Annotated in this window: 27 protein-coding genes, 1 pseudogene and 1 riboswitch; of the genes and pseudogenes, 21 read left to right on the top strand and 7 right to left on the bottom strand. The window is 69.8% G+C overall.

Annotated elements, in window-relative coordinates:
* Nucleotides 1-140 precede the first annotated feature (140 nt).
* Nucleotides 141-1,610, bottom strand: a complete 1,470-nt coding sequence (locus DFJ64_RS06580; RefSeq protein ID WP_245940983.1) for an alpha,alpha-trehalose-phosphate synthase (UDP-forming) — start codon at nt 1,608-1,610, stop codon at nt 141-143.
* 260 nt (nt 1,611-1,870) lie between these two features.
* Between DFJ64_RS06580 and DFJ64_RS06575 the strand changes: the two genes are divergently transcribed.
* The 4 genes from DFJ64_RS06575 to DFJ64_RS06560 all read left to right on the top strand — a co-directional run bounded on the left by DFJ64_RS06575 (nt 1,871) and on the right by DFJ64_RS06560 (nt 4,822).
* Entirely contained in the window at nt 1,871-2,815 is a 945-nt protein-coding gene (locus tag DFJ64_RS06575) for a TylF/MycF family methyltransferase (RefSeq protein WP_115849642.1), read from the top strand.
* A gap of 74 nt (nt 2,816-2,889) precedes the next feature.
* The gene (locus tag DFJ64_RS06570) at nt 2,890-3,555 is read left to right on the top strand and encodes a hypothetical protein (protein ID WP_115849641.1); all 666 of its coding nucleotides are present in this window, start codon (nt 2,890-2,892) and stop codon (nt 3,553-3,555) included.
* Nucleotides 3,552-4,145 (top strand): hypothetical protein, encoded by a 594-nt coding sequence (locus tag DFJ64_RS06565; protein WP_115849640.1) that lies wholly within the window; start codon nt 3,552-3,554, stop codon nt 4,143-4,145. The genes DFJ64_RS06570 and DFJ64_RS06565 overlap by 4 nt, the downstream gene beginning before the upstream one ends.
* A gap of 17 nt (nt 4,146-4,162) precedes the next feature.
* Complete coding sequence (locus DFJ64_RS06560; RefSeq protein ID WP_115849639.1) at nt 4,163-4,822, top strand: hypothetical protein; 660 nt, start codon at nt 4,163-4,165, stop codon at nt 4,820-4,822.
* Between the two features lie 96 nt (nt 4,823-4,918).
* On the opposite strand, the gene DFJ64_RS06555 is transcribed toward DFJ64_RS06560, so the two are convergent.
* Nucleotides 4,919-6,349 carry a hypothetical protein gene (locus tag DFJ64_RS06555; protein WP_115849638.1) on the bottom strand — a complete coding sequence of 477 codons (1,431 nt, stop codon included), beginning with the start codon at nt 6,347-6,349 and terminating at the stop codon, nt 4,919-4,921.
* A 213-nt stretch (nt 6,350-6,562) separates the two neighbouring features.
* On the opposite strand from DFJ64_RS06555, the gene DFJ64_RS06550 reads away from it, so the two are divergent.
* From DFJ64_RS06550 to DFJ64_RS06525, 7 genes are all read left to right on the top strand, one after another.
* Nucleotides 6,563-6,766: a helix-turn-helix transcriptional regulator gene (locus DFJ64_RS06550; protein WP_115851881.1), complete on the top strand. Its 204-nt coding sequence runs from the start codon at nt 6,563-6,565 to the stop codon at nt 6,764-6,766.
* Nucleotides 6,744-7,154, top strand: a complete 411-nt coding sequence (locus tag DFJ64_RS06545) for a DUF2178 domain-containing protein (protein WP_115849637.1) — start codon at nt 6,744-6,746, stop codon at nt 7,152-7,154. Before DFJ64_RS06550 ends, DFJ64_RS06545 begins: the two co-directional genes overlap by 23 nt.
* 86 nt (nt 7,155-7,240) lie before the next feature.
* Nucleotides 7,241-7,411 (top strand): hypothetical protein, encoded by a 171-nt coding sequence (locus DFJ64_RS19390; RefSeq protein WP_170152520.1) that lies wholly within the window; start codon nt 7,241-7,243, stop codon nt 7,409-7,411.
* Between the two features lie 142 nt (nt 7,412-7,553).
* Nucleotides 7,554-7,722: riboswitch (SAM riboswitch) on the top strand.
* Nucleotides 7,723-7,735: 13 nt separating this feature from the next.
* Complete coding sequence (gene thrC, locus DFJ64_RS06540; RefSeq protein WP_115849636.1) at nt 7,736-9,010, top strand: threonine synthase; 1,275 nt, start codon at nt 7,736-7,738, stop codon at nt 9,008-9,010.
* Nucleotides 9,007-9,282: a ubiquitin-like small modifier protein 1 gene (locus DFJ64_RS06535; RefSeq protein ID WP_115849635.1), complete on the top strand. Its 276-nt coding sequence runs from the start codon at nt 9,007-9,009 to the stop codon at nt 9,280-9,282. The genes thrC and DFJ64_RS06535 overlap by 4 nt, the downstream gene beginning before the upstream one ends.
* Entirely contained in the window at nt 9,275-10,900 is a 1,626-nt protein-coding gene (locus DFJ64_RS06530; RefSeq protein WP_245940982.1) for an alpha-amylase family protein, read from the top strand. Before DFJ64_RS06535 ends, DFJ64_RS06530 begins: the two co-directional genes overlap by 8 nt.
* 307 nt (nt 10,901-11,207) lie before the next feature.
* Nucleotides 11,208-11,408 carry a cold-shock protein gene (locus DFJ64_RS06525; RefSeq protein WP_115849634.1) on the top strand — a complete coding sequence of 67 codons (201 nt, stop codon included), beginning with the start codon at nt 11,208-11,210 and terminating at the stop codon, nt 11,406-11,408.
* Nucleotides 11,409-11,560: 152 nt separating this feature from the next.
* Here the strand turns inward: DFJ64_RS06525 and DFJ64_RS06520 are convergent.
* Nucleotides 11,561-11,983 (bottom strand): annotated as a pseudogene (locus DFJ64_RS06520) (phytanoyl-CoA dioxygenase family protein); the annotation flags it as partial.
* 556 nt (nt 11,984-12,539) lie between these two features.
* Between DFJ64_RS06520 and DFJ64_RS20080 the strand changes: the two are divergent.
* The 7 genes from DFJ64_RS20080 (at nt 12,540) to DFJ64_RS06480 (ending at nt 18,088) form a co-directional block, all read left to right on the top strand.
* Nucleotides 12,540-12,911 carry an FAD-dependent oxidoreductase gene (locus DFJ64_RS20080; protein WP_115849631.1) on the top strand — a complete coding sequence of 124 codons (372 nt, stop codon included), beginning with the start codon at nt 12,540-12,542 and terminating at the stop codon, nt 12,909-12,911.
* 230 nt (nt 12,912-13,141) lie between these two features.
* Entirely contained in the window at nt 13,142-14,767 is a 1,626-nt protein-coding gene (groL, locus tag DFJ64_RS06505; protein ID WP_115849630.1) for a chaperonin GroEL, read from the top strand.
* Between the two features lie 121 nt (nt 14,768-14,888).
* On the top strand, nt 14,889-16,103 hold the full coding sequence (locus DFJ64_RS06500) for a dipeptidase (protein WP_115849629.1): 1,215 nt from the start codon (nt 14,889-14,891) through the stop codon (nt 16,101-16,103).
* 90 nt (nt 16,104-16,193) lie between these two features.
* A complete protein-coding gene (locus DFJ64_RS06495) occupies nt 16,194-16,589 on the top strand; it encodes a YbaB/EbfC family nucleoid-associated protein (protein WP_115849628.1) in 396 nt (131 codons plus the stop codon).
* A gap of 6 nt (nt 16,590-16,595) precedes the next feature.
* Complete coding sequence (locus DFJ64_RS06490) at nt 16,596-16,895, top strand: hypothetical protein (protein ID WP_115849627.1); 300 nt, start codon at nt 16,596-16,598, stop codon at nt 16,893-16,895.
* 18 nt (nt 16,896-16,913) lie between these two features.
* Entirely contained in the window at nt 16,914-17,663 is a 750-nt protein-coding gene (locus tag DFJ64_RS06485; protein ID WP_147304619.1) for a hypothetical protein, read from the top strand.
* A gap of 74 nt (nt 17,664-17,737) precedes the next feature.
* Complete coding sequence (locus DFJ64_RS06480; RefSeq protein WP_147304618.1) at nt 17,738-18,088, top strand: hypothetical protein; 351 nt, start codon at nt 17,738-17,740, stop codon at nt 18,086-18,088.
* A gap of 57 nt (nt 18,089-18,145) precedes the next feature.
* Here the strand turns inward: DFJ64_RS06480 and DFJ64_RS06475 are convergent, their stop codons facing one another.
* Nucleotides 18,146-18,487 (bottom strand): hypothetical protein, encoded by a 342-nt coding sequence (locus tag DFJ64_RS06475; protein WP_115849624.1) that lies wholly within the window; start codon nt 18,485-18,487, stop codon nt 18,146-18,148.
* A 27-nt stretch (nt 18,488-18,514) separates the two neighbouring features.
* Between DFJ64_RS06475 and DFJ64_RS06470 the strand changes: the two genes are divergently transcribed.
* Together DFJ64_RS06470 and DFJ64_RS06465 are read left to right on the top strand one after the other, a co-directional pair.
* Nucleotides 18,515-19,288: a copper homeostasis protein CutC gene (locus DFJ64_RS06470; RefSeq protein WP_115849623.1), complete on the top strand. Its 774-nt coding sequence runs from the start codon at nt 18,515-18,517 to the stop codon at nt 19,286-19,288.
* A 28-nt stretch (nt 19,289-19,316) separates the two neighbouring features.
* Complete coding sequence (locus DFJ64_RS06465) at nt 19,317-19,586, top strand: DUF4031 domain-containing protein (RefSeq protein WP_115849622.1); 270 nt, start codon at nt 19,317-19,319, stop codon at nt 19,584-19,586.
* 345 nt (nt 19,587-19,931) lie between these two features.
* On the opposite strand, the gene DFJ64_RS06460 is transcribed toward DFJ64_RS06465, so the two are convergent.
* The 3 genes from DFJ64_RS06460 to DFJ64_RS06450 all read right to left on the bottom strand — a co-directional run bounded on the left by DFJ64_RS06460 (nt 19,932) and on the right by DFJ64_RS06450 (nt 22,975).
* Nucleotides 19,932-21,494: a beta-N-acetylhexosaminidase gene (locus tag DFJ64_RS06460; RefSeq protein ID WP_115849621.1), complete on the bottom strand. Its 1,563-nt coding sequence runs from the start codon at nt 21,492-21,494 to the stop codon at nt 19,932-19,934.
* Between the two features lie 74 nt (nt 21,495-21,568).
* The gene (locus DFJ64_RS06455; protein WP_170152519.1) at nt 21,569-22,141 is read right to left on the bottom strand and encodes an HD domain-containing protein; all 573 of its coding nucleotides are present in this window, start codon (nt 22,139-22,141) and stop codon (nt 21,569-21,571) included.
* Between the two features lie 144 nt (nt 22,142-22,285).
* Nucleotides 22,286-22,975: a maleylpyruvate isomerase N-terminal domain-containing protein gene (locus tag DFJ64_RS06450; RefSeq protein WP_170152518.1), complete on the bottom strand. Its 690-nt coding sequence runs from the start codon at nt 22,973-22,975 to the stop codon at nt 22,286-22,288.
* A 422-nt stretch (nt 22,976-23,397) separates the two neighbouring features.
* On the opposite strand from DFJ64_RS06450, the gene DFJ64_RS06445 reads away from it, so the two are divergent.
* On the top strand, nt 23,398-25,332 hold the full coding sequence (locus DFJ64_RS06445) for a glycoside hydrolase domain-containing protein (RefSeq protein ID WP_115849618.1): 1,935 nt from the start codon (nt 23,398-23,400) through the stop codon (nt 25,330-25,332).
* The last annotated feature ends 6 nt before the right edge of the window (nt 25,333-25,338 follow it).

The raw sequence follows: 25,338 nt of genomic DNA, 5'->3' as shown, positions 1-25,338 counted from the left end.
TCCTTCGAGCTGGGAGAACGCATGTCGGCCAGAGACTAGGCGAGCTCCCGTGGGCGTGCGGGACAAGAGCGGACCAGGGCGCCAAGATGAGAGAACTCTCAGCGGCGCGTGGCCTGTGCGTGGACCGGCCTGAGGAGCGCTTACCGGCGTGCCGTGTCTCGGACGCGGTCCAGTGCGGCCACTTGGTCGGTGAGCCAACGGCCCGGCGGGTAGGCGCCGGCGGCGATCGCCAGGCGCGCACACCGCTCGCGACGTTCGTCGTCGTCCATGGACAGAGCGGCGTGGAGGGCGTCGGCGGTGCCGGTGACGTCGAAGGGGTTGACGAGCAGCGCGGCGTCGGAGAACTCCGCAGCCACGCCGGCTTCGCGGGACAGCACCAGCGCACAGCCCTTGTCGGAGGCGACCGCGAACTCCTTGGCGACCAGGTTCATGCCGTCGCGGATGGGGTTGACGAGGGCGACGTCGGCGAGGCGATAGGCGGCGAGCGACCGGGGATAGTCGTCCTCGACCGCGAGCACGAGGGGTGTCCAGTCGGGGGTGGCGAACTCGTCGATGATCTGATCGGCGACTCGCCGCATGGTCGCGGTGTACTCGCGGTACTGCGGCAGGTCCTGGCGGCTCGGGTAGGTGAGGGCCAGGTGCACCACCTGACCTCGCCATCGCGGGTAGCGGCGCAACAAGTCCTGGTAGGCCAGCAGGCCGCGGACGATGTTCTTGCTCAGCTCGGCACGGTCGACGCGGGCTACCAGCCGGCGATCGCCCACGAGGTCGCGAAGGACGTCGGCCGCTTTCGCGACATCCGGCTGGTTGACCCGCGCCCGGAAGCTCTCGGCGTCCACGCCGAGTGGATGGACGGCGACCCGGACGGCGCGGCCGTCGTGCTCCACGACCGCGTTGTCGCGGTCCACCCTGGCGCCCAGCACCACCTCGCAACAGTCGAGGAACGCGCGGGCCCAGCGGGGGGCGAGGAAGCCCACGTGGTCGGCGGCGAGCAGCCCGGTCAGCAGGGCGACGCCGGTGTCCGCGGGGAGCAGCTGGAAGTAGTCCGGCGGCGCCCACGGGGTGTGGGAGAAGTGCGCGATGGCGAGGTCGGGTCGCAGCTCGCGCAGCAGGCGTGGGACGAGGCTCAAGTGGTAGTCCTGGACCAGGACCCGGGCGCCCGGTGCCGCCTCCTCGGCCAAGGCCGTGGCGAAGGCGGCGTTGTAGTCCAGGTAGGACGCCCAGTCCGCGACGAAGCCACCGTCGAACACCGGCTCGGTCGGCGTGTCGTAGAGCATGTGGTGGACGAACCAGAGGACCGAGTTCGCCACGCCGTTGTAGGCCCGCGCGAGGGTCTCGGGGTCGATGTCGAGCAGGCGGACCGAGACGCCGCCGGTGTCGTACCCGGCCAGGTCCAGACGTCCGCGCGGGGCACCTCGCGCGACAGCTCGGTCGGTGTCCGACAGCGCCGAGCACACCCACAACAACCCGGCTTGGTTCGGCACGCTCGACAGGGCGGCCGCAAGCCCACCCCCGCCACTCCGGCTACGCAGTGCCCCCTTCTCGCGGACGAATGACACCGGTCCTCGGTTCGAGGCGAGCAGCACGCTCATGCCCCGTTGGCTCGCCATACCGAGAGCCTAGGTGGTGATCACGTCGCGAGCCCTCGTTGTCGCGCGGACGCGGGCTCGTTCGCCGCCGTCGGCTCGGGTGGTGGTGGGATGAGACGTTCCTCATCTGAACTGAACGTCACCATTCCACTACCAATAGTCAATACGTGTAGTAAGGTCACCCTTCGTGCCGATCGCCTGATTCGTGGCGGGAGTCCCCTGGTTCGTCGGCGCGGACGCACGGAGTGAAGACACGGGGGTAGCTGGTGGAGACGGTGAGCATGGCCACCCGCGAGACGGTCGGGACTGCTGACGTCAATGGGAGCACCGACGTGCGTGCGGCGGTCGCCGCTGAGGTCGACACGGGCGCTGCGACCGACGCTGGCGATGGCTCGGCAGCCCTTCGAGACCGGTACCTCCGCCTCCTCCGGGACGTCCTCACGTTCTCCCTGTGGGATGGGCGTGACGGCGTCGTGTGGACCGCCAGACGGCCCACGGCTCGACTCCTCGCTCGCCTGCTCGCGCGGCGTCACTTCACGCTCGTCAAGGAGACGACGCCGGAGACTCGTCGCGCCGGGCGGGATTGGCCACGGCTCGCCCACACCATGGTCGGCACCAAGCGGCTGGACAACCTCCGCTTCTGCATCGAGCAGGTCCTGCGTGAGGACGTCCCCGGAGACCTCATCGAGACCGGTGTCTGGCGGGGCGGGGCCGCGATCTTCATGCGCGGTGTGCTCGCCGCGTACGGGGTGACCGACCGGGTGGTGTGGCTCGCGGACTCCTTCAGCGGCCTCCCGGCGCCGGACGTGAGCAAGTACCCGGCCGACGCGGGCGACCCGCTGCACACGTTCAGCGAGCTCGCCGTCTCCCTCGAGGAGGTCCGCGAGAACTTCCGCCGCTACGGTCTCCTCGACGAGCAGGTGCGGTTCCTCCCCGGTTGGTTCCACGACACCCTGCCGACGGCACCCGTCGAGCGACTGGCGGTCCTCCGGCTGGACGGTGACATGTACGGCAGCACCATCGAGGCGCTGGAGGCGCTCTATCCGAAGCTCTCGCCGGGCGGCTACTGCATCGTCGATGACTACGGCGCGGTCGAAGGCTGCCGCCGCGCCGTCGAGGACTATCGCGCGGCGCACGGGATCACCGCCCCCCTCGTCGCCATCGACGCGGACGGTGTCTACTGGCGGGTCCCCGACGAGGAGACCGCACGAGCGAACCCGTCGTGACGCTCGGCCCTGTGCCGTCCGCGGCGGCGTGACGGCTGTTCATGCGCCGGACGGCGGTCCGTAGGATCCCGGTCGTGCCGCCGCCTGCGCCACGCACGCTCCAGCCTGGTCGCCCGGCTGAGGCGCCCGATGCGGCCAGACGCCGCCTGTCCGTCCTGCTCGTCGTGATCGGGCTGTTCGACCTGGCGCTGATCGTCGGCGCGCTCGCCTGGTCCGGTGGGCTGCGCACGGCGCCCGCGGAGAAGGCGCCCCTGGTCCGCCTCGGAGAGGGCCTCGACACGGGGCGGTTCGTCCTCACACCGCGCCGAGCTTGGACCACGAGCAGGGACCCGCTGAACGACTCGGAGTTCGCGGACACCGGCAGGTTCCTCACGCTCGAGATGGACGTGCGAGTGACCGCCGACGAGAGCGTGGACAGCCCTCGGGACCTCCAACGCGGGTTGATTCTTCGGCTGCCCGGCGGGGTCACCATCGACGGAACGTCGCCGCGCACGAGCGAGCTGCGACACGGCGTCGTCCTCGCGATCGACCACTCGCCGGCGCAGGTGCACCCGGGCCTGCCGCGACGCGTGCTCGCCGTCTACAGACTGCCGTCTCGCCAGTCCTGGCCCCACCGGGTCGAGGTGACGGGCATGCGCTGGGAGTACGCGCCAGGCTTCTTGGTTCGAAGCCGGGCATGGCAGGTGGCCGACACGGCGGTCGGTCGGGTTGTCCTCCCGGTCCGGCGAGGCGAGCCGTGAGACGCCTCCTCGGAATCCTCATCGGGCTGCTGATGCTCCTCGCCATCGGCACCGCCCACCGACTCGTGCCTGACGACGAGCGCCGCATGGGGTCGATCACCACGAGTGGCCGTCTCGGTGAGCGGATGGACACCGGCGGGTTCACGATCACGGTGGAGCAGGTCGAGGTCGCCCGTCGACTCACGGTGCCCGGGCTCACGTCCACGCGGTCGTTGGTGACCGAGGACGGGGTGTGGGTGGTCGTGACCGCGACGCTCGTCGAGGGTTGGGAGGCCTCCTCGTACACGCGGACGCGGCTCGTCGCACGGGACGGCACGAGCTACCTGGCGTCCGCGCGGGTCCCGAGTGACGTCCAGCTCACCAGCGGTCTGCTAGCCGAGCCGGGGATCCCGCGTCGCGGGATGGTCGTGTTCGAGATTCCGCCCGACCGGTTGGCCGGCGCTGTCCTCCGCGTCGTCCGCGGCGACGTGGGAGGAGGCCGGCTTGCCCCGGAGGCGGTCATCGAGCTCGGGATCGACGAGAGCGCGGCGCGTCGGCTCCTCGACCGAGCATCGACGCCCCTCGAGCTCCGACCGGTGGACTACGGGTGAGCCAGGGAGCAACCGCAGTGGAGGGTGAACTCAGAGGCGGTGGGAGGCGCGCGGCCGGGCCACTCGGTGGCGCGGCCGGTACGCGGCGGCCCGCCCGGTCCGGACGACATCGGCGGCCTGGTCGGCGTGGCGACCTGTTCTACGTCCTCGGCCTGGTCGTGTTGGTCCCACTGACCGTCGTCCTCGAGTACACGCTCGAGATGCGCACCGTCCGTCCGCCGATGCACGAGGCGGTGTCGGTGGAGCAGGGAGCGAAGGTCACGTACGCCGGCGCGGTGTGGCGGCTCCTGGGCGCGCGGCCCGGCGAACCGCGGGAGGACGCGCGGGTCCCGCGAGACGCTGTCGTGTACTACGTCGGGATCTCGATCACGCCACGAGACCGGGCGGCGAGCCGACGGATCGAGTCGTGCCAGGTGCGCGTAGTCGACGACGAAGGGCGGACGTGGACCAGCGCGCCGTTCGGCGTCCCGGACTTCGAGCGCTTCGGGAACCCGCCGACCGGGTGTTACGCGACCGGTGAGGGCTTCAGCCGTGAACCCATCGAACCTGGCCGCACCCAGGCGATGGTCACCGCGTTCCTCGTTCCCGAGGAGGCGGTCCAGGCGCTCCGGGTCCAGGTGCTGGTGGACGGTGCCGAGCCCAGGTACCTGGAGTTCCGGCCGCGCGCGGGCGGCTAGGCGGCGGTGTGCCCCGCCCACTGTCGGGACCTCCGACGGGGGAGAAGGGCCGGGGCGGGCCGGCCGAGGCCGTCGGAACGCGACCGCTGGAAGGGGTCAGCGGAGGCCTTCGCCAGGGCTGTGCTGGTGCGCTGAACGGGGCCGTTCCCCTCGCTGGTGGACTCGGGGGGGGGCTACCCCACCACGGGGCGGAGTCGGTGCGTTGGAAGGACGAGGCCGCTCCGCCTCCCGTCGGCGCAGGCGTTCCCGGCACAGGTCGTACGTCGCCGCGAGCACCGCGATCCGCAGCACCTCGTGCACCGCGTCCTCGGCGAACCACAGCACCGCGAGCCGAGGCCACCACCAGTCCCACGGGTGCGGACCGATGAGGTGGGTGAGGCCGATGAACGCCCACCCCATGGCCGCCTCGACGAGCACGTAGACGAGGCAGAAGGTGAGGAAGAGCAGAGGGCCCGCGGCGACCACCATGCGCAAGCCGTTGGCGAGCGGCGTCCACTTGTCGCGTGCCTCGCGGGTGAGGAGGTCCGAGAGCTGACGAACCCGATGGGGGAGACGGCGGAGCCGGGCCTCGACACCGCGCAGCCGACGCCCGGTGACCACCGTGTCCTCGCGGCTCATGTCCTCGCCGAACACCCCGGCGGCGATGACCAGCCAGACCAAGGGGAGGACCAACCCGTCCGCCACGTCGGTGCCGATCTGCTCGGTGAGCCAGGCCCAGGCGCTCGTCAGCCATGGCAGGGAGACGCCCGGCAGCCAGCCGTCCACCCACGCGACCGCCGAGGCGATCGCGTCGCGAACGGCCACGTAGGCCACCCGGCTGGTCAGCCAGCTCAGCGCCTGGCTGACCAAGGCCGACACCGACACGAGGCCGAAGAACATGTAGAGGGTCTCGAAGAACGCCACGCCGACGTTGAGAGCGGGCGTGACGGGGGTCTGCACCTCGACGACACGGACTCCAGCGGCGTGGTCTGTAAGCACGCGGTCGCCCGCACCCTCGTGGTCGCGGACGCGCTCCAAGCCGGCGCGCAGGACCCAGGCCGCGAGCGCCACGATCAGCGGCGCGCCCGTCATGTCCCGGAAGACGTCGAGGGTGTCGGCCGCGGTGAGGTCCTGGTTGATGACGTGGATGCCCCAGGTGCGCACCTCCTCGGCGAACAGCCCCCAGGCGCTGTACACCACGAGGAAGGGCAGGATCGTCTCCCCGATCGCGTCGACGATCCGCCGGGTGCGCGTCACCACGAGGACCGAAGGTTCGCCTCGCGTGTCCACGTTGACCAGCGCCGAGCGAGCGGCGTGGAACATCATGATCGTCGTCGAGAGCGTGACGAGGACCCCGATCGCGAGACCTCCGAAACCCAGCCACTGGTGGCGGTGGGCGAGCCACGCCGACGCGCGGAGCGCGAGGTCATGGAGCAGGTAGCCGAGGGTGCACCAGAACAGCAGCGGCGCCCACCTGCGGCGGAGCAGCCTGAGGACGCGGGCGAGGAGGACAGGTAGCGCCAGGCTCGCGAGTCGGGCGGCGGGCACCGCACGGATGGTACTGGCGCGGTTGCCGCGGTGGAGCGTCGAGCTCGTCTACGAATCGACGTCTACGAATCGCCCTAGACGAATCGACGCCTTAGACAAGTCGACGTCGCATACGAATCGACACGGCGTCGTCGCTGTCCGTGAGATCGGGGGTAACCCACGCGATGTCAAGCTCGCTTGACATCCGCGGTGATGTCAAGCATCCTTGACATCGTGCGGAACGACGTCAGGGAGCTGCGCGTCGCCAAAGGGCTCTCGCAGGCGGAGCTGGGCGAGTTCCTCGGGGTGTCGCGGCAGACCGTCAACGCGATCGAGACAGGTCGTTACAGTCCGTCACTGCCCCTGGCGATCAAGTTGGCCCGATTCTTCGGGCGGACCGTCGAGGAGGTTTTCCATGTCGACGACGACCAACCGTAGGCGGGCCGGTCGGCGGATCTCGATGCCGGCGGTGGTGCTGGCTCTGGTCATCGGAGTCGGCATGGGCGCCGCGGCCGCCACGAGCGGCCGGCCGGGACTCGGGCTCGTGATGTTCGGCATCATGGCGGGCGCCGCGCTGGTGGTGGTCCTCGGGTCACGCGTCAGCGACACCGTGGCGCTGCTCGGCGACGACATCCACGAGGAGCGCCACGTCCAGCTGCACCAGCGCGCGGCGGTGTACACGCTCAACATCCTCGCCCTCGTCATCCTGGGAGGGCTCATGGTCAACGTGGCGCGCGGCGGGGATGGCGGCCTGTGGGGCTTCCTCGGGGGCGTTGTGGGCCTCGTCTACCTGGGTTCGCTGCTCATCCTCAACCGCCGCTCCTAGCGCGGCGTCCTCGTTGCCGTCTCGACGGTCGGTGCCACCGCTCGCGCCGTGGTGCGCGCAGGCCACGAACAGGAAGGGATGCGCCGATGCTGGTCGGACAGTGGTGGCTCAAGTCGGTGCTCCTGGCCGTCCTCGGGCCGACGCTGCTGGCGATGGGTGTGTCCGCGACCGATGAGGTGCCCTCACGGGACGTCGAGCTCCGGTCGCCGGCCGCGACCGCGACGCCACCTGAGACGAGCCGGTGTCTCGTGCGCTGAGACGAGGAGGGGCGAACCGCCGATTCCGGATCCCATCGTGAGACGGCCGTCTCAATTCGTGGACCTCCACGTCGTCGTCGCCGTCCTGTCGGCTAGGCTCGCCTGCGCATGCCCACACCGGGCGTACCACAACACACGGACGGACTCATCCAGAGGGGCTGAGGGACCGGCCCGATGAAGCCCCGGCAACCGGCCGACCGCCGACGCGCGTCTCGCGTTCATCAGAGGCCCCGCGGCGGACACGGTGCCAATTCCGGCTCGCGTCACCCGCGCCAGACCCTGGCACGGACTCGACGTGAGAAAGATGAGGAAGGAAGCCTCTGAATGACGACGACCTACGCTGCCACCCGCGAGACGCACACCATTCGTCCGGGAGCCTTCGGTAACGCGACGGTTCTGCGCTGTCGAGAGTGTGGCGCGACCACGCCGCTGGGAGCCCACTACGCCTGTCCCGAATGCTTCGGCCCTCTCGAGGTCGGCTACGACTACCCGACGATCACCCGGGAGCAGATCGAGGCAGGACCCAAGAACATCTGGCGCTACCAGCCGCTCCTGCCCGTCCCCGCTGACGTCGCTTCGTTCCCCAACACCGAGCCTGGCTTCACCCGCCTGGTCCGCGCCGACCACCTGGCCGCAGAGCTCGGCTTGCGAACCCTGTGGATCAAAGACGACTCCGGCAACCCGACCCACTCCTTCAAGGACCGCGTGGTCGCGGTGGCCCTCACCGCCGCTCGCGAGCTGGGCTTCACGGTGCTGGCCTGCCCCTCCACCGGCAACCTCGCCAACGCCGTCGCCGCGGCCGCCGCGAGGGCCGGCATCCGCAGCGTCGTCTTCGTCCCGCACAACCTCGAGCAGCAGAAGATCCTCACCACCGCGGTCTACGGCGGCACCCTCGTCGCGGTGGAAGGCACCTACGACGACGTCAACCGGCTCGCCAGCGAGATCGCCGGCGAGCAGGAGAGCTGGGCTTTCGTCAACGTGAACGTCCGGCCCTACTACGCCGAGGGCTCGAAGACGCTGGCTTTCGAGATCGCCGAGCAGCTCGGCTGGCGCCTGCCCCAGCAGATCGTCGTGCCGGTCGCCTCGGGTGCCCAGCTCGTCAAGATCGACAAAGGTCTGCGCGAGCTCGTGGAGCTCGGCCTGGTGGAGGACACGCCGTACCGGATCTTCGGCGCCCAGGCGAGTGGTTGCGCGCCGGTGGCGCGAGCGTTCAAGGCCGGCCACGACGTGGTGGCGCCCGTCCGGCCGGACACGGTGGCGAAGTCGCTGGCGATCGGGAACCCCGCCGACGGTCCCTACGTGCTCGACGTCTGCCGGCGTACCGGCGGCAGCGTCGAGGACGTCAGCGACGACGAGGTGATCGAGGGCATCGCGCTGCTCGCCCGCACCGAGGGCATCTTCGGTGAGACGGCCGGTGGCGTCACGGTGGCCACGCTGAAGAAGCTGGTCGAGACCGGCCAGCTCGACCCGGACGCCGAGACCGTCATCATCAACTCCGGTGACGGCCTGAAGACGCTGGACGCGATCGCCGGCAAGGTCGGTCCGCAGGCGACGATCCGGCCTACCTACGACGCATTCATCGAGGCAGGACTGGCATGAGCGTGAAGGTTCGAATCCCGACGATCTTGCGCACCTACACCGGGGGCGCCTCGGAGGTCACCGCCGAGGGCGAGACGCTCGCCGAGGTGCTGGACTCGCTGGAGACCAAGTACCCCGGTATCCGCGCGCGGGTCCTCGACGAGAACGGCAAGCTGCGCCGGTTCGTCAACGTCTACGTCGGTGAGGAGGACGTCCGCTTCGCGTCCGGTCTGCAGACCCCGACGCCCGACGGCACCCAGGTGTCGGTGATCCCGGCCGTCGCGGGTGGCTGACCGCACTCCCGCCCTGCCCGACGCCGCGTACGTCGTCCACGAGGACCGAGAAGGGGGAGAGCGGGCGCGACGTCGCGGTGAGCGTTTCGCCACGGCCGGCGTCGAGATCAGCTTCCGGGCCGAGCCGGAGGGCCTCACCGTCGTCGTCGCTGCGCCTCCGCGACCCCACGGACACGACGGGCTGTCGCGAGTCGTCCTGCGGTGGCGGCACCGACTACCGTCGTCAACCCTGGTGCTCGGCGACGCGTGGGAGCGCTCCTACGGCGACCTGCAATGGCGTCACCTGCAGCCGGACCGCGTCCTGCCCTGGTCCTGGCTGGCGTACGACGAGGCGTCGGGGCACGCCACCGGCATGGGAGTGCGGGTCCGTCCGCGTGCGTTCTGCGCCTGGACCGTCGACGAGCGCGGCTGTTCGCTGTGGCTCGACCTCCGCAACGGCGGGGCGCCCGTGCGCCTGGGCGAACGCGTCCTGGACGCCGCGACCGTGGTCGCCGTCGACGGGCAACCGGGGGAGTCGCCCTACGCGCTCCAGCGGAGACTGACCGCCGCGATGTGCTCCGACCCGCTGCCGGTCCGCGAGCCGGTCGTCGGCGCCAACAACTGGTACTACGCCTACGGCGTGGGCTTCGGCCCCGAGCAGGTGCTCGCCGACACCGAGACCATCGTCGAGCTCGCTGACGGCCATCCGGTCAAGCCGTTCTCCGTCATCGACGCCGGGTGGAGCCCGGGTGGCACCTGTCCCGGCGGACCGTGGACCGCTGGCCTGCCAGGCACGTTCGACGACATGCCGGGTCTCGCCGCCGCGATCGCCGCGCGTGGCGCCCGGCCAGGGATCTGGATGCGGCCCGCGGCGCTGTCGTTCGTCGACGACCCGCGTCGGCTCCGACCGGGGCCGAGGCCAGCCAAGGAGCAGCCGTTAGACATCAGCCTGGCGGAGAACCTCCAGACCATCCGCGACGACGTGGCGCGGCTGGTCGGCTGGGGCTTCGAGCTGGTCAAGCACGACTTCTCGACGTTCGACGCCTTCGGCAGGTGGGGGCCCGCCATGGGCGTGGCGATGACGGAACCCGGCTGGCACTTCGCCGACCGGAGCCGCACCAACGCCGAGCTGCTGCTGGGGCTCTACGAGGCGATCCGCGACGGTGCCGGAGACGCCGTGCTCATCGGCTGTAACACCGTGGGCCACCTCGCCGCCGGCCTGGTGGAGGTCCAGCGAACCGGTGACGACACCTCCGGCCGCGACTGGGAGCGCACCCGGCGGATGGGCGTGAACACGCTCGCGTTCCGGCTCGCCCAGCATCGGACGTTCTTCGTCGTCGACCCCGACTGCGTGCCGTGCACGCTCCAGACGCCGTGGGAGCGCAACCGCCAGTTCCTCGACCTCGTCGCGCGCTCGGGCACCGCGCTGTTCGTGTCGGTGGACCCAGCGGCACGGAGTCCACGGGTCGACGCTGACCTCCGTGCCGCTCTCCGGCTGGCGCTCGACGGTGGTGAGCCCGGCGGCGTCGAGCCCTTGGACTGGCTCCACGCGACCACCCCGGCCCGGTGGCGCACCGGTACGACAGAACGCGAGTACGACTGGATCGAGCCGTCCGGGGCGTGGCTGCTGGCTCCCTGAGGGCATCGGCCTTCCTCTCGCGACCGCCCCGACTGCCGCGGGTCGTGTTCTCCTGGGACGGTCGGCCGACCCGAAATCGGCCAATCGCCCTGATCTGGTCCGAATCGAGGGCGAAGACCTCCCCAGCCGCGGCGGGTTCGGCTATGGTCGGCCTTGGTCGGCATGATCATGCGTTTGTCGCCTGACCGACAGCGGTAGGAACACGCGGATCGATCGCAACACCTCCCCTTGGGGACGGGTGCGGTAGGACGACCCAGGCCCGCGCCGGGCGGGTCTGTCACCCGAAAGGGGCCTTGAGGGAGAGGTCATGACGCAGGGCACTGTCAAGTGGTTCAACGCCGAGAAGGGCTACGGCTTCATCGCTGTCGAGGGCGGCAGCGACGTGTTCGTCCACTGGTCCAAGATCAAGATGGACGGCTACAAGACCCTCTCCGACGGCCAGCTCGTCGAGTTCGAGGCGGTGGAGGGACCCAAGGGTCTCGAGGCGCACGACGTGCGCCCGCTCTAGCTCGGCCTGGCGCGGGGCGTTCGGCGTCGTCTACTGACCGGCAACCGTGTCCGACTGGGGTCCGTACGAGGGTCACGTCTCGTGCGGACCCCAGTCCGTTCGTGGCCGCGCTCCCGCGCCCACGACCGTCGCGACGAGCCCGGTGAGCCAACTCACCGGGGAGGTGCCGTCGTGCGGTTCAAGCAGAAGCGGTCCGTTCCGCTCACCACGACGCAGGCGTGCCCGGGGAAGAGTGGTGGAGCGTCCTGGTCGAGCAGCGCGACGAACGGCACCGTGTAGCGCGCTGACAAGCCCATTCGGCGCTTCGACGAGGTGTTCTTGTGGGAATGGTGCAGGAGCCGTTCGTTGAAGAGGAAGAACTCCCCGGGGCGCAGGATCATGTCGACGGCGGCATCGGAGTTGACGTAGGCGGGATCGGCTTCCTCGCCGAACGCCATGTCGGCGCGCGCTGGCACGTGCGGCACCACCGCGCGATGGGAGCCGGGGATGACCTGGACACAGGAGTTCTCCGTGGTGACCTCGTCGATCGCCATCCAGATCGAGATGTTCAGCGGCGGCTCGATGGGCCAGAAGTTGACGTCCTGGTGTCAAGGAAGGCTCTTCTTCTCGAAGACCGATCCGTGGAGCAACTCTGACTTGCCGACGCTGTTCTCCCATGGTGTGTCACGGGTCGGTTGGGAAGGAGTGCAGGTCGTCTTCGAGCGAACCCGTATTACCGAAAGACTGATCCGGACGGTCGACAGCTGCCGTGCATCGACCGGGTCGTCTACACCGTCAACCCCGATCTCGTGGTCATCCTCACCCAGGTCATGTCCGGTGAGACGACTTCCAGCTTCGTCCCAGCAACACGTTGCAGAACAAGCCGGTGCTCGCGCGACGACAGGACGAGGGCGACCTCAGGTTCGCGAAGGCTACGCCTTCCAACATGAACACGATGGTCTTGTCGCTAAACCTGACGCACCGGGACCCGGTGCCGCGGCAGATCATTCGCAGCAAGGACTTTCGGGTTGGCCTGTCACACGCGATCAACCGGCAGGAGATCAGTGATGTCGCGTATCAACGGCGGGGTGAGCCGTGCCAGCACGCCCTTCCGGCTTCGCCCCGACGGCAAGAGGCTGAGCTTCACCAGCGATCCTGGGGAAGCGGGAGTACCGAGGGTTCGCGGGTGACGACACGCTGACCCAGCATGACGTGCTCGGTCGGACGTTCTTCCCCGACCGGATCGGGCTCGGCGGTGGGTCGATCGACCCGGCTCGGCATGGTCCTGTCGGCCGACCCCGAGCTCGGTCTTGTGACGTTCCTCGTCGACGCTGGCGGACGCGGAGATGGTCCTCGACGTGCACCGGGCGGTGCGACCAAACGTACCAAGTGGTACAGCGCGGCGGTTCGTCACCGCCACGGCTGCCGGGAGCGGGGCGCCGCTCGGGTGGCTCACCGCGGTTGCCAGCCACAACCTGCCGGGGTCCTGGAAGCGGGCCAGACCCATGTGCGACGAGTGCCTGACCGGTCACGTCGAGCTGTGGGGGTGGCGGTCGACGCTGCTCGGGCGTGAGCTCCCGTCAGCTTGCACTCTCCCCAGTCGAGTGCTAAACACGTCCTTAGCACTCGAAGGTCGCGAGTGACAGTGCGCTGCAGGTTGGTTCGACGAGGCCCCCGATGTGGTGGGGGCCGTCCGTCGCGGGCGTCGGGCCGGCCACACGACATCCACCCGACTTGGGGGAGGATCCAGCTAGATGCCCAAGATCATCTCGTTCAACGAGGATGCCCGGCGCGGCCTCGAGCGGGGTATGAACGCCCTCGCCGACGCCGTGAAGGTGACTCTTGGTCCCAAGGGTCGCAACGTCGTCCTCGAGAAGAAGTGGGGGGCGCCGACGATCACCAACGACGGTGTCTCCATCGCCAAGGAGATCGAGCTCGAGGACCCGTGGGAGAAGATCGGGGCCGAGCTCGTCAAGGAAGTCGCCAAGAAGACGGACGACGTGGCCGGTGACGGCACCACCACCGCGACCGTGCTCGCGCAGGCGCTGGTCCGCGAGGGCCTGCGCAACGTCGCGGCCGGGGCCAACCCGATGGGCCTGAAGCGCGGTATCGACACCGCCGTGGAGCGAGTGGCCGAGCAGCTCGCGCAGGCCGCCAAGGACGTCGAGACCAAGGAGCAGATCGCGTCGGTCGCGGCGATCTCCGCGGGTGGCGACACCAGCGTCGGCGAGATCATCGCCGAGGCGATGGACAAGGTCGGCAAGGAAGGCGTCATCACCGTCGAGGAGAGCAACACCTTCGGTCTGGAGCTCGAGCTCACCGAGGGTATGCGCTTCGACAAGGGCTACATCTCGGCCTACTTCGCTACCGACATGGAGCGGATGGAGGCCGTCCTCGAGGACCCGTTCATCCTCGTCGCCAACCAGAAGATCTCGGCGGTCAAGGACCTCCTGCCGATCCTCGAGAAGGTCATGCAGGCCGGCAAGCCGCTGCTGATCATCGCCGAGGACGTCGAGGGTGAGGCGCTCGCCACCCTGGTCGTCAACAAGGTGCGCGGCACGTTCAAGTCGGTGGCCGTGAAGGCGCCGGGCTTCGGTGACCGCCGCAAGGCGATGCTCGGTGACATCGCCATCCTCACCGGTGGCCAGGTCATCTCCGAGGAGATCGGCCTCAAGCTCGAGAACGCCACCCTCGACCTGCTCGGCAAGGCCCGCAAGGTCGTCGTCACCAAGGACGAGACCACGATCATCGAGGGCGCTGGCGACCCCGAGCAGATCCAGGGCCGGGTCAACCAGATCCGGGCGGAGATCGAGCGCAGCGACTCCGACTACGACCGCGAGAAGCTGCAGGAGCGTCTGGCCAAGCTCGCCGGTGGTGTCGCGGTCATCAAGGTCGGCGCGGCCACCGAGGTCGAGCTGAAGGAGCGCAAGCACCGCATCGAGGACTCCGTCCGCGCGGCGAAGGCCTCGGTCGAGGAGGGTGTCGTCCCCGGTGGTGGCGTCGCCCTCGTCCAGGCCGGCGCGAAGGCGTTCGACAAGCTCGAGCTGGAGGGCGACGAGCAGACCGGCGCCAACATCGTCAAGGTGGCGCTGGAGGCCCCGCTCAAGCAGATCGCGATCAACGCCGGTCTGGAGGGCGGAGTCGTCGCCGAGAAGGTCCGCAACCTGCCGGAGGGCCACGGCCTCAACGCCGCGACCGGCGAGTACGGCGACATGATCAAGGCGGGCATCATCGACCCGGCGAAGGTGGTGCGTTCCGCGCTGCAGAACGCCGCGTCGATCGCCGGCCTGTTCCTCACCACCGAGGCTGTCGTCGCCGACAAGCCGGAGAAGGAGAAGGCTCCGGCCGGTGGCGGCATGGACGGTGGCATGGACTTCTGAGTCTCGACTCACAGCCAGTCCACGAGGGGCGGTCCTGGGCATCCAGGACCGCCCTTTCGTCTGTCCGTGCTCGTTCGCCTGTCCGTGCTCGCGGCGGCTGCCTGCGGGATGATGAGCGTTCATGGACGACTACCTGCGCCGCGCGAAAGAGCTCCTCGCCGCCCACCCGCTGGTCGACGGGCACAACGATCTGCCGATCGCGATGCGCCACCACGCCGGCTATGACTTCGACCGGCTCGACATCGCCCAGCCAGCGCCGGCGTTGCAGACCGACATCCCCCGGTTGCGGGCGGGAGGTCTCGGTGCGCAGATCTGGTCCGTCTACGTGCCGTGCCGACTCACCGGCGACAACGCGGTGTCCGCGACCCTGGAGCAGATCGACGCGGTGCACGCGATGGTGCGCCGCTACCCCGACACGTTCGGACTCGCCACCACGGCGGACGAGATCGAGCGGGTCTTCGCGTCCGGGCGGATCGCCTCCCTGCTGGGAATGGAGGGCGGTCATTCCATCAACTGCTCCCTGGGGACGCTGCGGATGATGTACGCCCTGGGCGTCCGCTCCATGGCGTTGACGCACAACGACAACGTGCCGTGGGCCGACTCGGCCACCGACGAGCCGCGCCACCCGGGCCGTGGCCTCTCGCGCTTCGGCGAGGAGGTCGTCCGGGAGATGAACCGCCTCGGCATGCTGGTGGACCTCTCGCACGTGTCGGCGGACACGATGCGAACGGCGCTCCGGGTGTCCGAGGCGCCGGTGATCTTCTCCCACTCCTCGGCGCGCGCGGTGTGTGACGTGCCGCGGAACGTGCCGGACGACGTCTTGGCCGCGCTGCCGGACAACGGCGGCGTGTGCATGGTGACGTTCGTGCCCGAGTTCGTGTCGCCGGCCTGCGCGCGCTGGCGTGCGGAGGCTGCCGAGGCCGCCGCCGCACAGGGGGTCAAGCACACCGACCTCCAGGCGTTCGAGCAGTTCACCAAGGTCTGGCGGCGCGACCACCCCAAGCCGGCCGCGACGATCGGGGACGTCGTCGCGCACATCGAGCACGTCCGCGAGGTCGCCGGCATCGACCACGTGGGGTTGGGCGGCGACTACGACGGGACCGACACCTTCCCGGTCGGCATGGAGGACGTCTCCGGCTACCCGCGGCTGTTCGCGGCGCTGCTGGAGCGCGGATGGTCGGAGAAGGATCTCGTCCGACTGGCGGGCGCCAACGTCATCCGCGTGCTGCGTGACGCCGAAGCGGTGGCCCGCGACCTGCAGGCTCGCCGACCCGCGTCGCTCGCGACCTACGCGGACCTCGACGGAGACCGCGCCCCCGGCCCCAGCACGGGCTGAGTGTCCACAGCCCGAACGCGGGACCCTTCACGACCGTGCATGACTCTGTATCGTCTGTGACATCGTCCGCGTGACCGAAGGGATGTCCGAATGTCGTCAGGGCTCGATCGACTGCTCGAGGAAGCGGAACGCACGATCGAACGCAGCAAGGAGCTGGAAGAACAGCTGTCCTCGCTGGAGGCGGAAGCGTCGGCGGCCGATGGGCGGGTTTCGGTCGTCGTCGGGTCCGGAGGAAAGGTGAAGAGCCTCACGATCGACCCTCGAGCCCTACGGCTCGGAAGCGAGGAACTCGCGGAGGCAATCCTCACCGCCATCAACGACGCTCAGGAGGCACTCGTGCAGAGGAGCCAGGAAGCTATCGGTGAGTGCTGGGGCCCTGACAGTGTGCTCGGTCAGCTGGCTCGAGGCGGCTCCATCGACCCCTACGAGTTCTTCGCCAGCCAAGGCGTCAATGTCCCGTCGCGGCTGCGTGACCTGGGGCGGTGACCGACGATGGGGGATAAGAAGGTTCACCCTGACGCCATCAAGAAGCTGGCGGATGCCTTCACGAAGGAAGACGGCCCGATCGTGCTGCTCCGTGGCGCCAAACGGGCCTTGGACGAGGCCGAGCTCGGCACCTTGGATATGGGTTTGGTGGGCATTCGTGCGCGGAACCAGCACGAGGAGGCCAGGAAGACCCACGTCGAGAACCTGACGAAGGGCATCGAAGGATTCGAGGCCTTGGGCAACAAGCTGAAAACCGTCGCGAGGAACTGGGAGAACTCCGACAAGCCCTGGGTGGTGAGGGAGTAGACAGGTTAGGAGTAAGACGTGGCCGTACCCGAGCTTCCCCCAGCCCTCACCCGAGGCGCGGTCATCTTAGGGGAGACCGGCACTGTCGCACCCAAGATGACGACGGCGCAGGCCCTGCTCAATGCTGGGAAGGCCAACTGGGCGTGGATCGCTTTCGGTGTCGCAGCGAGTCTTTTCCTCTTCTATCTCACCGATGTCGACGAGGAGAAGCTGCAGGAGGCCGCCGGTAAGTGGGGCGCGGCCGGCAAGGCCCTGTCCGAAGACTTTCCCAAGCAGGTTGAGGAGGCGATCAAGAACGCCCTTGGGAAGGACGGCGAGAAGTGGGGGCCTCCGGAAGAGCTCGCTGACAGAGAGGCCTTCGACACATTCATCCAGAAGTTCCTCGCTGAGGCGAAGGCCGTCGGTCAAGCCTGCGACACCAACAGCGACGCGGTCAAAGAAGCCATCAACCAGATGAACGAGCTCGCCGATCAACTGCTCCAGGCAGTGATCGTGGGTGTCGGGGCAGCGTTGGTTCTCGTGCCGTTGCTCAATTCGGTGTTGGGTTCTGCCCAGGCGGCCGCTGCGTCGGTGGCCGTGGGTGCAGGGCTGGTCGCCGTCGTGGCTTTCATGTTCCAACAGCTGCAGCCGGTGTTGGAGGCGGTGTCGTCGCTCATCTTCGGGACCCAGAAGGTGGCCTTCTCGTCTGACTCCACCAACGTCTACGGCGGTGAGAGGGAGATCGACTTCGAGGACATCACGATCGAGTTTCCCGAGGACATTTACTAGTAGGTAGACGCGATTCACTTGGACGGGCGGTCACGATGTCCCGAGCTGGTTCGCTCGCTGGTTACCTTGTCATCGTGCTCTGCGTCGCCGTGGTCGTCGGCTGCTGTCTTCGTCTGATGCGCTCGGCGGCGCGCCAGCGAGAGGAGACGGATGTCGGTCGGCTGCGGCAAGCTTGGCAAAGAGACGTCTACACGTTCCCGGTCCAGCTCGGGGCAACGCTCCTGGGTGCCTGGGTGTCCACGAAGGTGGTGTCCGGGGACTTTCTCGGACCTACCATCTTCTTCGCGTTGCTCCAGCTCTCGGCGTTGCTCGTCTGGGTCGAGACGCACGTGAAGGTTGTCGTCGAGCCGAGGCTGCAGGCCGCCAAGGGTCCGCGGCCCAGTGGTGGTGGGACGGCGCCTGGTAACCAGGGTCACGGGGTGTGAGAGGGCGGCTCCGCGCGCCTTGTCTGGGCGGGCCTGGTGGGAACCGGCGTCGGAGGCTTACAGCTCACCCAGAGGTGCGACGACGGTGCCGGACCGCTCGCACACCCAGTGCGGGTCGGGCCCCAGCTCGGGCGTGATCCGCAGCTCGTGCGGCTCGGCGTTCTCGCACACCCGGCACAGCGGCCAGCGACCCACGGTGTCGAGCATGGCGTCCTGGACGTCCTGGGCGACCTGCCCGGCCACGTACTCGGCACCCTCCGGCCACTGCGACAGCCACCAGCGCCGCTCGGCGAGCGCGTCCTCCAAGATCGAGACGCAGCGGGCGTCCGCACGCCCCTCCTTCTCCAGGTCGTGCAGCACCTGAGCGCGAACTCTCATGAGCGGGTCGTCCACCGTCACGAGGACGATCCTGGCAGGCTTGCGCCCATGACATCTCAGGGCACCCACGTCGGTGAGGGGCAGGCGAGGCCGCGTCGCACCCGGCCGTTGCTCGAGGTGATCGCGCTTGGGCCGGCTGACGCGGTCGCGGCGGACGAGGGAGGCGCCGACCGCATCGAGCTCGTGACGGCCATGGAGGCGGACGGGTTGTCCCCCGACCCCTCGGTGGTGGCCGCGATCCGGCGCCGAACCCCGATTCCGATCCGGGTGATGCTGCGCGCCAACGAGGGCTTCACCACTACCCCGTCCGAGCTGACGCGGCTGCGCGGGTTGGCGAGCGAGTACGCCGAGGCGGGGGCCGACGGCTTCGTGCTCGGCTTCCTCACGCCCACCCTCGAGATCGATGGCGCGGCCACCCTGGCGCTGGTGGAGGGACTCGCCGGGGCGCCGTGGACCTTCCACCGTGCGATCGACCACGCGCTCGACACGGACGCCGCCTGGCGCGCTGTGACGTCCCTGCCCGGACTGACAGAGGTTCTCACCGCCGGGTCGGCCCGCGGAGTCGACGCGGGGATGGACGAGCTGGTCGCCCGAGCGAAGGCTGACCCGATGGTCGCCGACCGGATCATGGCCGGCGGCGGACTGCGCGCCGAGCACGTGCCCTGGCTCGCCCACGCCGGCATTCGGGCCTTCCACGTCGGAACCGCCGTCCGGCCGGGCGGCTCGTGGGAGGCGTCCGTCGACCCCGGCTACGTCCGCGCCTGGCGCACCCTCGTGGACGACGAGGTGGCGCGGGCCATCGACCTCGCCTCGTCCCGGTGAGCTCGTCGACGGCGGCGGAGGGGCCGGGATGAGCATCCTGGTGGACCCGCCGATGTGGACGGCGTACGGCCGTCGCTGGTCGCACCTGGTGAGCGACACGTCGTTCGAGGAGCTGCACGCGTTCGCCGAACGCCTCGGCCTGCCGGCGCGGGGCTTCCACCGCGACCACTACGACCTGCCCGAGGAGCTGTACGCCCGGGCGGTCGCGGCGGGAGCGACACCGGTCTCCAGCCGTGAGCTGGTGGCGCGCATCCTGGCCGCCGGGTTGCGACGCCGAAGGACGCCGACCGATCGCTAGCGACCCTCGAACGGAGCACGACACCGCTCGGCGGAGACGACAGCCTCACCGCTGCTCGTCGTCCGGCGCTCGTCGCGCGCACACCGGCTCGGCGCCGCGACGTCGATCCGGCGAAGCAGGTCCTCGTCCTCGCCGGCCGCGCGCAGTCGGTCGGCCGCGACCGCCGGGTCCAGTAACCACGGCGCACCCGCCTCGGCGGGGTCGAGGTAATGCGCCTCACTGCAGGCGAGCGCCTCGCCGTCTGCGGTAGGTGCGGTGGGGGCGTGCTGAGCGATCGCCGAACCCGCGCCGCGAAGAGGGACGGCCAGGGCACCAGGCCCTGGCCGTCGGCGGAGGTCGATGTCCTCAGTCGAGCGGTCGGTAGTTCACCCCGAGGGCGTCCAGGCGCGCGAGGTGCGGACGTAGCCGCTCGTTGAGGAACACGGCGTAGTCGTCGATGCCTTGGCTCTCGTCCCGCCAGACCGTCTCGGCGAACGCGCACAGCCGCGGGAAGAGCATGTACTGCGCGTGCTCCACCGTGGGGACGTACTCGGTCCACAGCTGGCACTGGGCGCCCAGCACGTGCTTGGCGGCGTCGGCGTCGAGCGCGGCGGGGACCGGTCGGTAGCCGTACACCTTCTCCAGCGGAGTGAACCCACCGATGGCCAGCGGCTCCGCCTCGTGGTCCTCGCTCTGGTAGTAGTCGAAGTACAGGTGGGTCCGTGTCGCCATGATGACGTCGAGGCCCGCCTGGGCGGCTTGGATCCCGCCTTCCTCGCCGCGCCATGACATGACGACGACGTCGTCGGGCAGCTTGGCCGGACCGCCGCCCTCGAGCACCTCGTCCCAGCCCACGAAGCGACGGCCGTGCTCGGCGAGGTACGTCGCCATCTGCGCGGTGAACCACGCCTGGAGCTCGTTCTCGTCGGCCAGACCGAGCTCCCGGATGCGCCGCTGCGCGGAAGGGCTGACCTTCCACTCCGCCTTGGGGACCTCGTCGCCGCCGCAGTGGATGAGCTGGCTCGGGAAGAGCCGCATCACCTCGGCCAGGACGTCGCGGCAGAAGTCGAGGGTGGAGTCCTCGACGTTGAGGATCTGCTCGCTGATGCCCCACCGCGTCCAGACCTTGGCCGGCTTGAGGCCGTTGCCCAGCTCGGGATAGGCGGCGATCGCCGCGAGCATGTGGCCCGGCATGTCGATCTCGGGCATGACGGTGACGAACCGCTCCGCGGCGTACGCGACGATCTCGCGGATGTCGTCCTGGGTGTAGAAGCCGCCGTGGGGCGTGCCGTCGAAGGTGTACTCGCTCTCCGGTCGGTGCGCGTGGCCGACCAGCGTCTCCGGACGCCAGGCGCCGACCTCGGTGAGTCGCGGGTACTTCGGGATCTCGATCCGCCACCCCTGGTCCTCGGTGAGGTGGAGGTGAAGGACGTTGAGCTTGTGCAGGGCCAGCAGGTCGATGAGCTGGAGCACGAACTCCTTGGGCATGAAGTGCCGGGCGACGTCGAGCATCGTGCCCCGCCACCGGAACGTCGGCCGGTCGGTCACGCGGACCGCTGGCACCTCGAAGGTGCGATCGCCTTGGGGGCGGTCGGCGGGCTTGAACGTCTCGGCGGGCAGGAGCTGGCGCAACGACTGGACGCCGTAGAAGGCACCGGCCGCGTCGCCACCGACGATCTCGATGCCCTCTGGGGTGACGGTCAGCGAGTAGGCCTCGGGTCCGAATCTCTCCGCGTCGACCGTGATGGTGATGGCGGCGGGCTCCCCGTCCACGGCGCGCGCGATGGTTCCCCCCGTGATGGGCTCGAGCGCTCGCCGCAGCGCCGCGACGGCGGGCCCCGCGGCCTCGTCAGCGCGGACTCGGGCGCTGCTGGTCAAGGTGAAGGCGCCATCGAGGCGCGTCAGCTGGTGCGGCTTCGGCAGAATCACGATCCGCCAGCCTAGTGCCCGATCGTGTTCGGCAACAGACTGTTTGGCTCACATTCGCGCAGACTGGTCAAGGATCAGCGTCGGAGGAGGGCCAGCTCCGCGGTGAGGTTGCGCCGGGCGCGCTCCTCCCAGTGCTCGCGCCCATAGCGAGTCGTGTAGAGCCGCTCACGCGACAGCAGCCGATCGAGGATCGCCGAACGTCCCGCGCGGAACGCCGGGTCGTCGAGGTGGGCGTACTCGGCGCGGACTCCGGCGACGTACTCGCCGTACCGCACCGGCGAAGCGGCCAGGATCGCCAGGTCGGCGTCACACAGCACGCCGCCGTCGACGTCGCGTGGGTCGGGGGCGTGGTGGACGGTGAGCCGGACCAAGCGGGCGACCTCGGCTCGCCGGCCGCTGACGCTGGTTCCGTGCAGCAGCTCGTCCGCGAGTCGAGCGGACGCCTCCTCGTTGTCGGAGCGGCGCGGATCGTAGATGGCGTCGTGGAACCAACCAGCCAAGCGGACGGCGGTCACGTCGTCTGCCTCCGCCGCCAGCAGGTCGATCGCCTCGAGGACCTCGGCGAGGTGTCGCTGGTCGTGGTAGTGGCGGGTCGGCTCGACGTATCGCGCGAGCAGGTCGTCGGCGACGCCTGGAGCGTCGGGCACCAGCGCGGTCCAGCGGGAGCGGAGGTCGTCCACGCGTGGCGGCGGCAGAAAGGGCGGCTGCGGCATCGAGGGTGTGGGGGGCATCGAGGGTGGTGGGGCGTCGCTGACAGCTCTTACCCGCGCAGGCCATGCCGGGAGCAGGTCTCACCCGAGCAGGGGGAACCGGTTCGCGACGGCGCCGAGGCCACGCGCCTCGGCGGGGGTGAGTGGCAACCGTCCGGTGCCCTTCAGCAACCACGTCAGGTCGTCCCAGGCGGGACGCACGTCCACGTCGCCGAGGAGGGCGTCGAGGACGTCGACCGTGAGTTCGATGGGGCCCGGCCGGGGTTGGGGGCGCCCGGGGAGTTCCAGGAGCATGTCGAGGTGGTGGACGGTCGCCTCGACCGCGAGCGTGGCGAGGAAGTCCGTCACCGTGAGCGAGTAGCCCTGGGTGGCGACGTGGTCGGAGCCTGGCATGACCGAGGCGAACCGCAGCACCGCTTGCGCGGTCTCATGCCACTGGGCGGCCAGCGCCCGAGGGTCCGCGTAGGCCGACGCTCCGATCCGGACGAAGCGCGCGTGGGCCGCGGCCGCCGCCTCCGACCGGTGGTTCGCCCAGTCCCGCCAGTACGAGATGTAGTCGGCCGTCGGTGGGGTCGACGCCGGCGTGCCGAAGGTGACGAGCGCCCGCTGCGCGTCGAGCAGGACGTGGAACAACACGTCACCCACGGTCCAACCGGCGCACCGGCTTGCGCGGGGAAAGTCGGTCTCGTCGAGAGTGCTGACCAGCCGGGACAGCTCGGTGTAGGCGTCGACGAGGGCGGTGCAGGCGACCCGGTGGTGCAGCTTCCCCATGGCCCCACGCATACCAGAACAACCTCATTCCAGGCGAATCGGAAACCACCGGCCGCTCGCCGCCTGCGGCAGTGGTCGCCGCTCGCGCCGTGGGAGGGCGTCGCGAGATCGAGTCGCGTGAGGCGGGACTGGGAGGCGATTCTCACCGAGCCCCATGCATGGTCGGGTGGGGTCCGGTCATCTATACATCGCGGTGTTCGCGGCGTCGGCGGTGGTTGGGCGGGGCTTGACCGGTTCGAACAGAGCGGATCTGACACGGAACCGATCGACGGCATGGCCGGTCGTCCCGACGCAGCGCTGACACGCGAGGGAGACCGCCGCGGCGCGGGGGCGCGTCGTGCCACCGACACGTCGGACGGTGTGACGTGGACACAACGAAAGGTCCTGGACGGAGACGGCCAGGAACGAGGATCGGCGTTCTCGTGCTGACCGGACTGATCGTGGCCACGCCACTCGTGACCGTGGCCGTCGTGCCCGTCGGACAAGCATCGACGGTGACGCTCACCACGGTGGCGAAAGGTGACCCGCGAAGTCTCGGCCCGCCGTCGGGCGCCGGCCCGACCTCGGGGCAGACGGTCACCTATCGCGGACTGCGGCTCGAGGTGCCGAAGCACTGGGCGGTGCACGACCTCACAAAGAACCCCGAGACCTGTGTCCGGTACGACAAGCCCGCGGTCTACCTGGGCCCACCCGGCGAGGAGCAACGCTGCCCGGCCCGTGCGGTCGGACGGGCCGAGGTCCTTCACCTGCGACCGGCCGAACCGGACCTGGTGGCCCGGCCGGCGGCTCTCGGCAGCGGCGACCTCTCCGTCGTCACGGCGGCTCGTACCGTCGACGACGCGAGCCAGGAGCTCACCTTCGCGCTGCGCGGCACCGGCGTCGCCGTGACAGCGGCGTACGCCGATCAACCCGAGCTTCTCGACGACATCCTGGCCACGGCGCGGTACGACGGGCCGGTTCGACCCACACCGTTCGCGACGCGGTACCCCGCGCAGCCCGCGCAGGCGGGGTTCGCGCCACTGACGTCCCCGGAGTCACCGGGCGCGGGCGGACCAGACGTCGTCGTGCCCGAAAGTGCGGCTGAGCGGGTGCTGCCCAAGGAGGGGGCGCCCGGGACGGAGGACCCTGACGTCGCCACCACCCTGACCACCCCACCGCGCATCGCGACCGGTGGCGCGACGGCCCGGGTGCGCGGGAGCGGATTCGACACCTGCGCCGCGCCGTCCACGTCCACCATGCGGGCGTGGCTGGAGTCACCGCACCGTACCGTCGGCATCTACATCGGCGGGGTCAACCGGGCCTGCCCCGATGGCAACCTCTCCGCCGCGTGGGTGCGCTCGGTCTCCGGTATGGGCTGGCGGCTGCTGCCGATCTACGTCGGCCGCCAGGCGCCCTGCGCGGTGCAGGGCAACCTCGGCCGGATCAGACCGCGCGAGGTCGCGCAGCAGGGGAAGGCCGCGGCCGTCGACGCCATGCGGCGGGCGCAGCGGTTCGGTCTGTACGGCGGCACCGCGATCTACTTCGACATGGAGGCGTACGACCCGAACGACGCGAACTGCCGCGCCATCGTCCTCACGTTCCTCAGCGCCTGGACGAGACGGCTGCACCAGGGGGGCTACCTGTCCGGTGTCTACTCCAGCGCCGCCTCGGGGATCCGCCACCTGTCGGGCGTCTACACGTCCCGGTCCTACGTCCAGCCGGACGCGATCTGGATCGCCCGGTGGGACGGCAAGGCGTCGGTCTGGGGCGAGCGGTACGTGCCGAACAACCGGTGGGGCACCCACCAGCGGATCAAGCAGTACCGTGGGCCGCACACCGAGCGCTGGGGCGGCCGCACGATCGAGATCGACAGCAACGTGGTCGACGCGCCGCTCAGCCTGGTTCGGTACAGGTTCAAGGTGACCGCCCGTAGTGGGCTCCGGGCGCGGACCGGACCCGGGACCGGCTACCCAACCGCCCGGGTCTGGCCGAACGGCGCGACCTTGAACGTCGTCTGCCACGCGACCGGAAGCCAGGTCGGCTCGACACGACGGTGGTACAAGCTCCTGGACGGCACGTACGTCAGCGCTCGCTACGTCACCACACCCGACCGGCTGGCGGCGGTTCCCACGTGCCGGTACCCCTACGCGGTCTGGGTCGACGCCCTGCGGGTGCGCGCCGGGCCGAGCACCTCGCACCGGCAGTTGGGCGCCATCGCCTACGGCGGCCTGGCCTACGTGGTGTGCCAGGCGCCGGGCGCCTCAGCCGGTGGCAGCAGGGTGTGGAGCCGGATCGACACCAATGGCTGGGTCGCCGACTGGTACATCCACACACCAGGTCGGCCGGGTTACACCAAACCGATCCCACGCTGTCCGTGACGGCGG

Origin of the sequence: Thermasporomyces composti (assembly GCF_003386795.1) — a bacterium.
GTDB lineage: Bacteria > Actinomycetota > Actinomycetes > Propionibacteriales > Actinopolymorphaceae > Thermasporomyces > Thermasporomyces composti.
The sequence above is the reverse complement of the archived record's forward strand: the minus strand, read 5'-3'. Positions and strand labels throughout refer to the sequence as shown.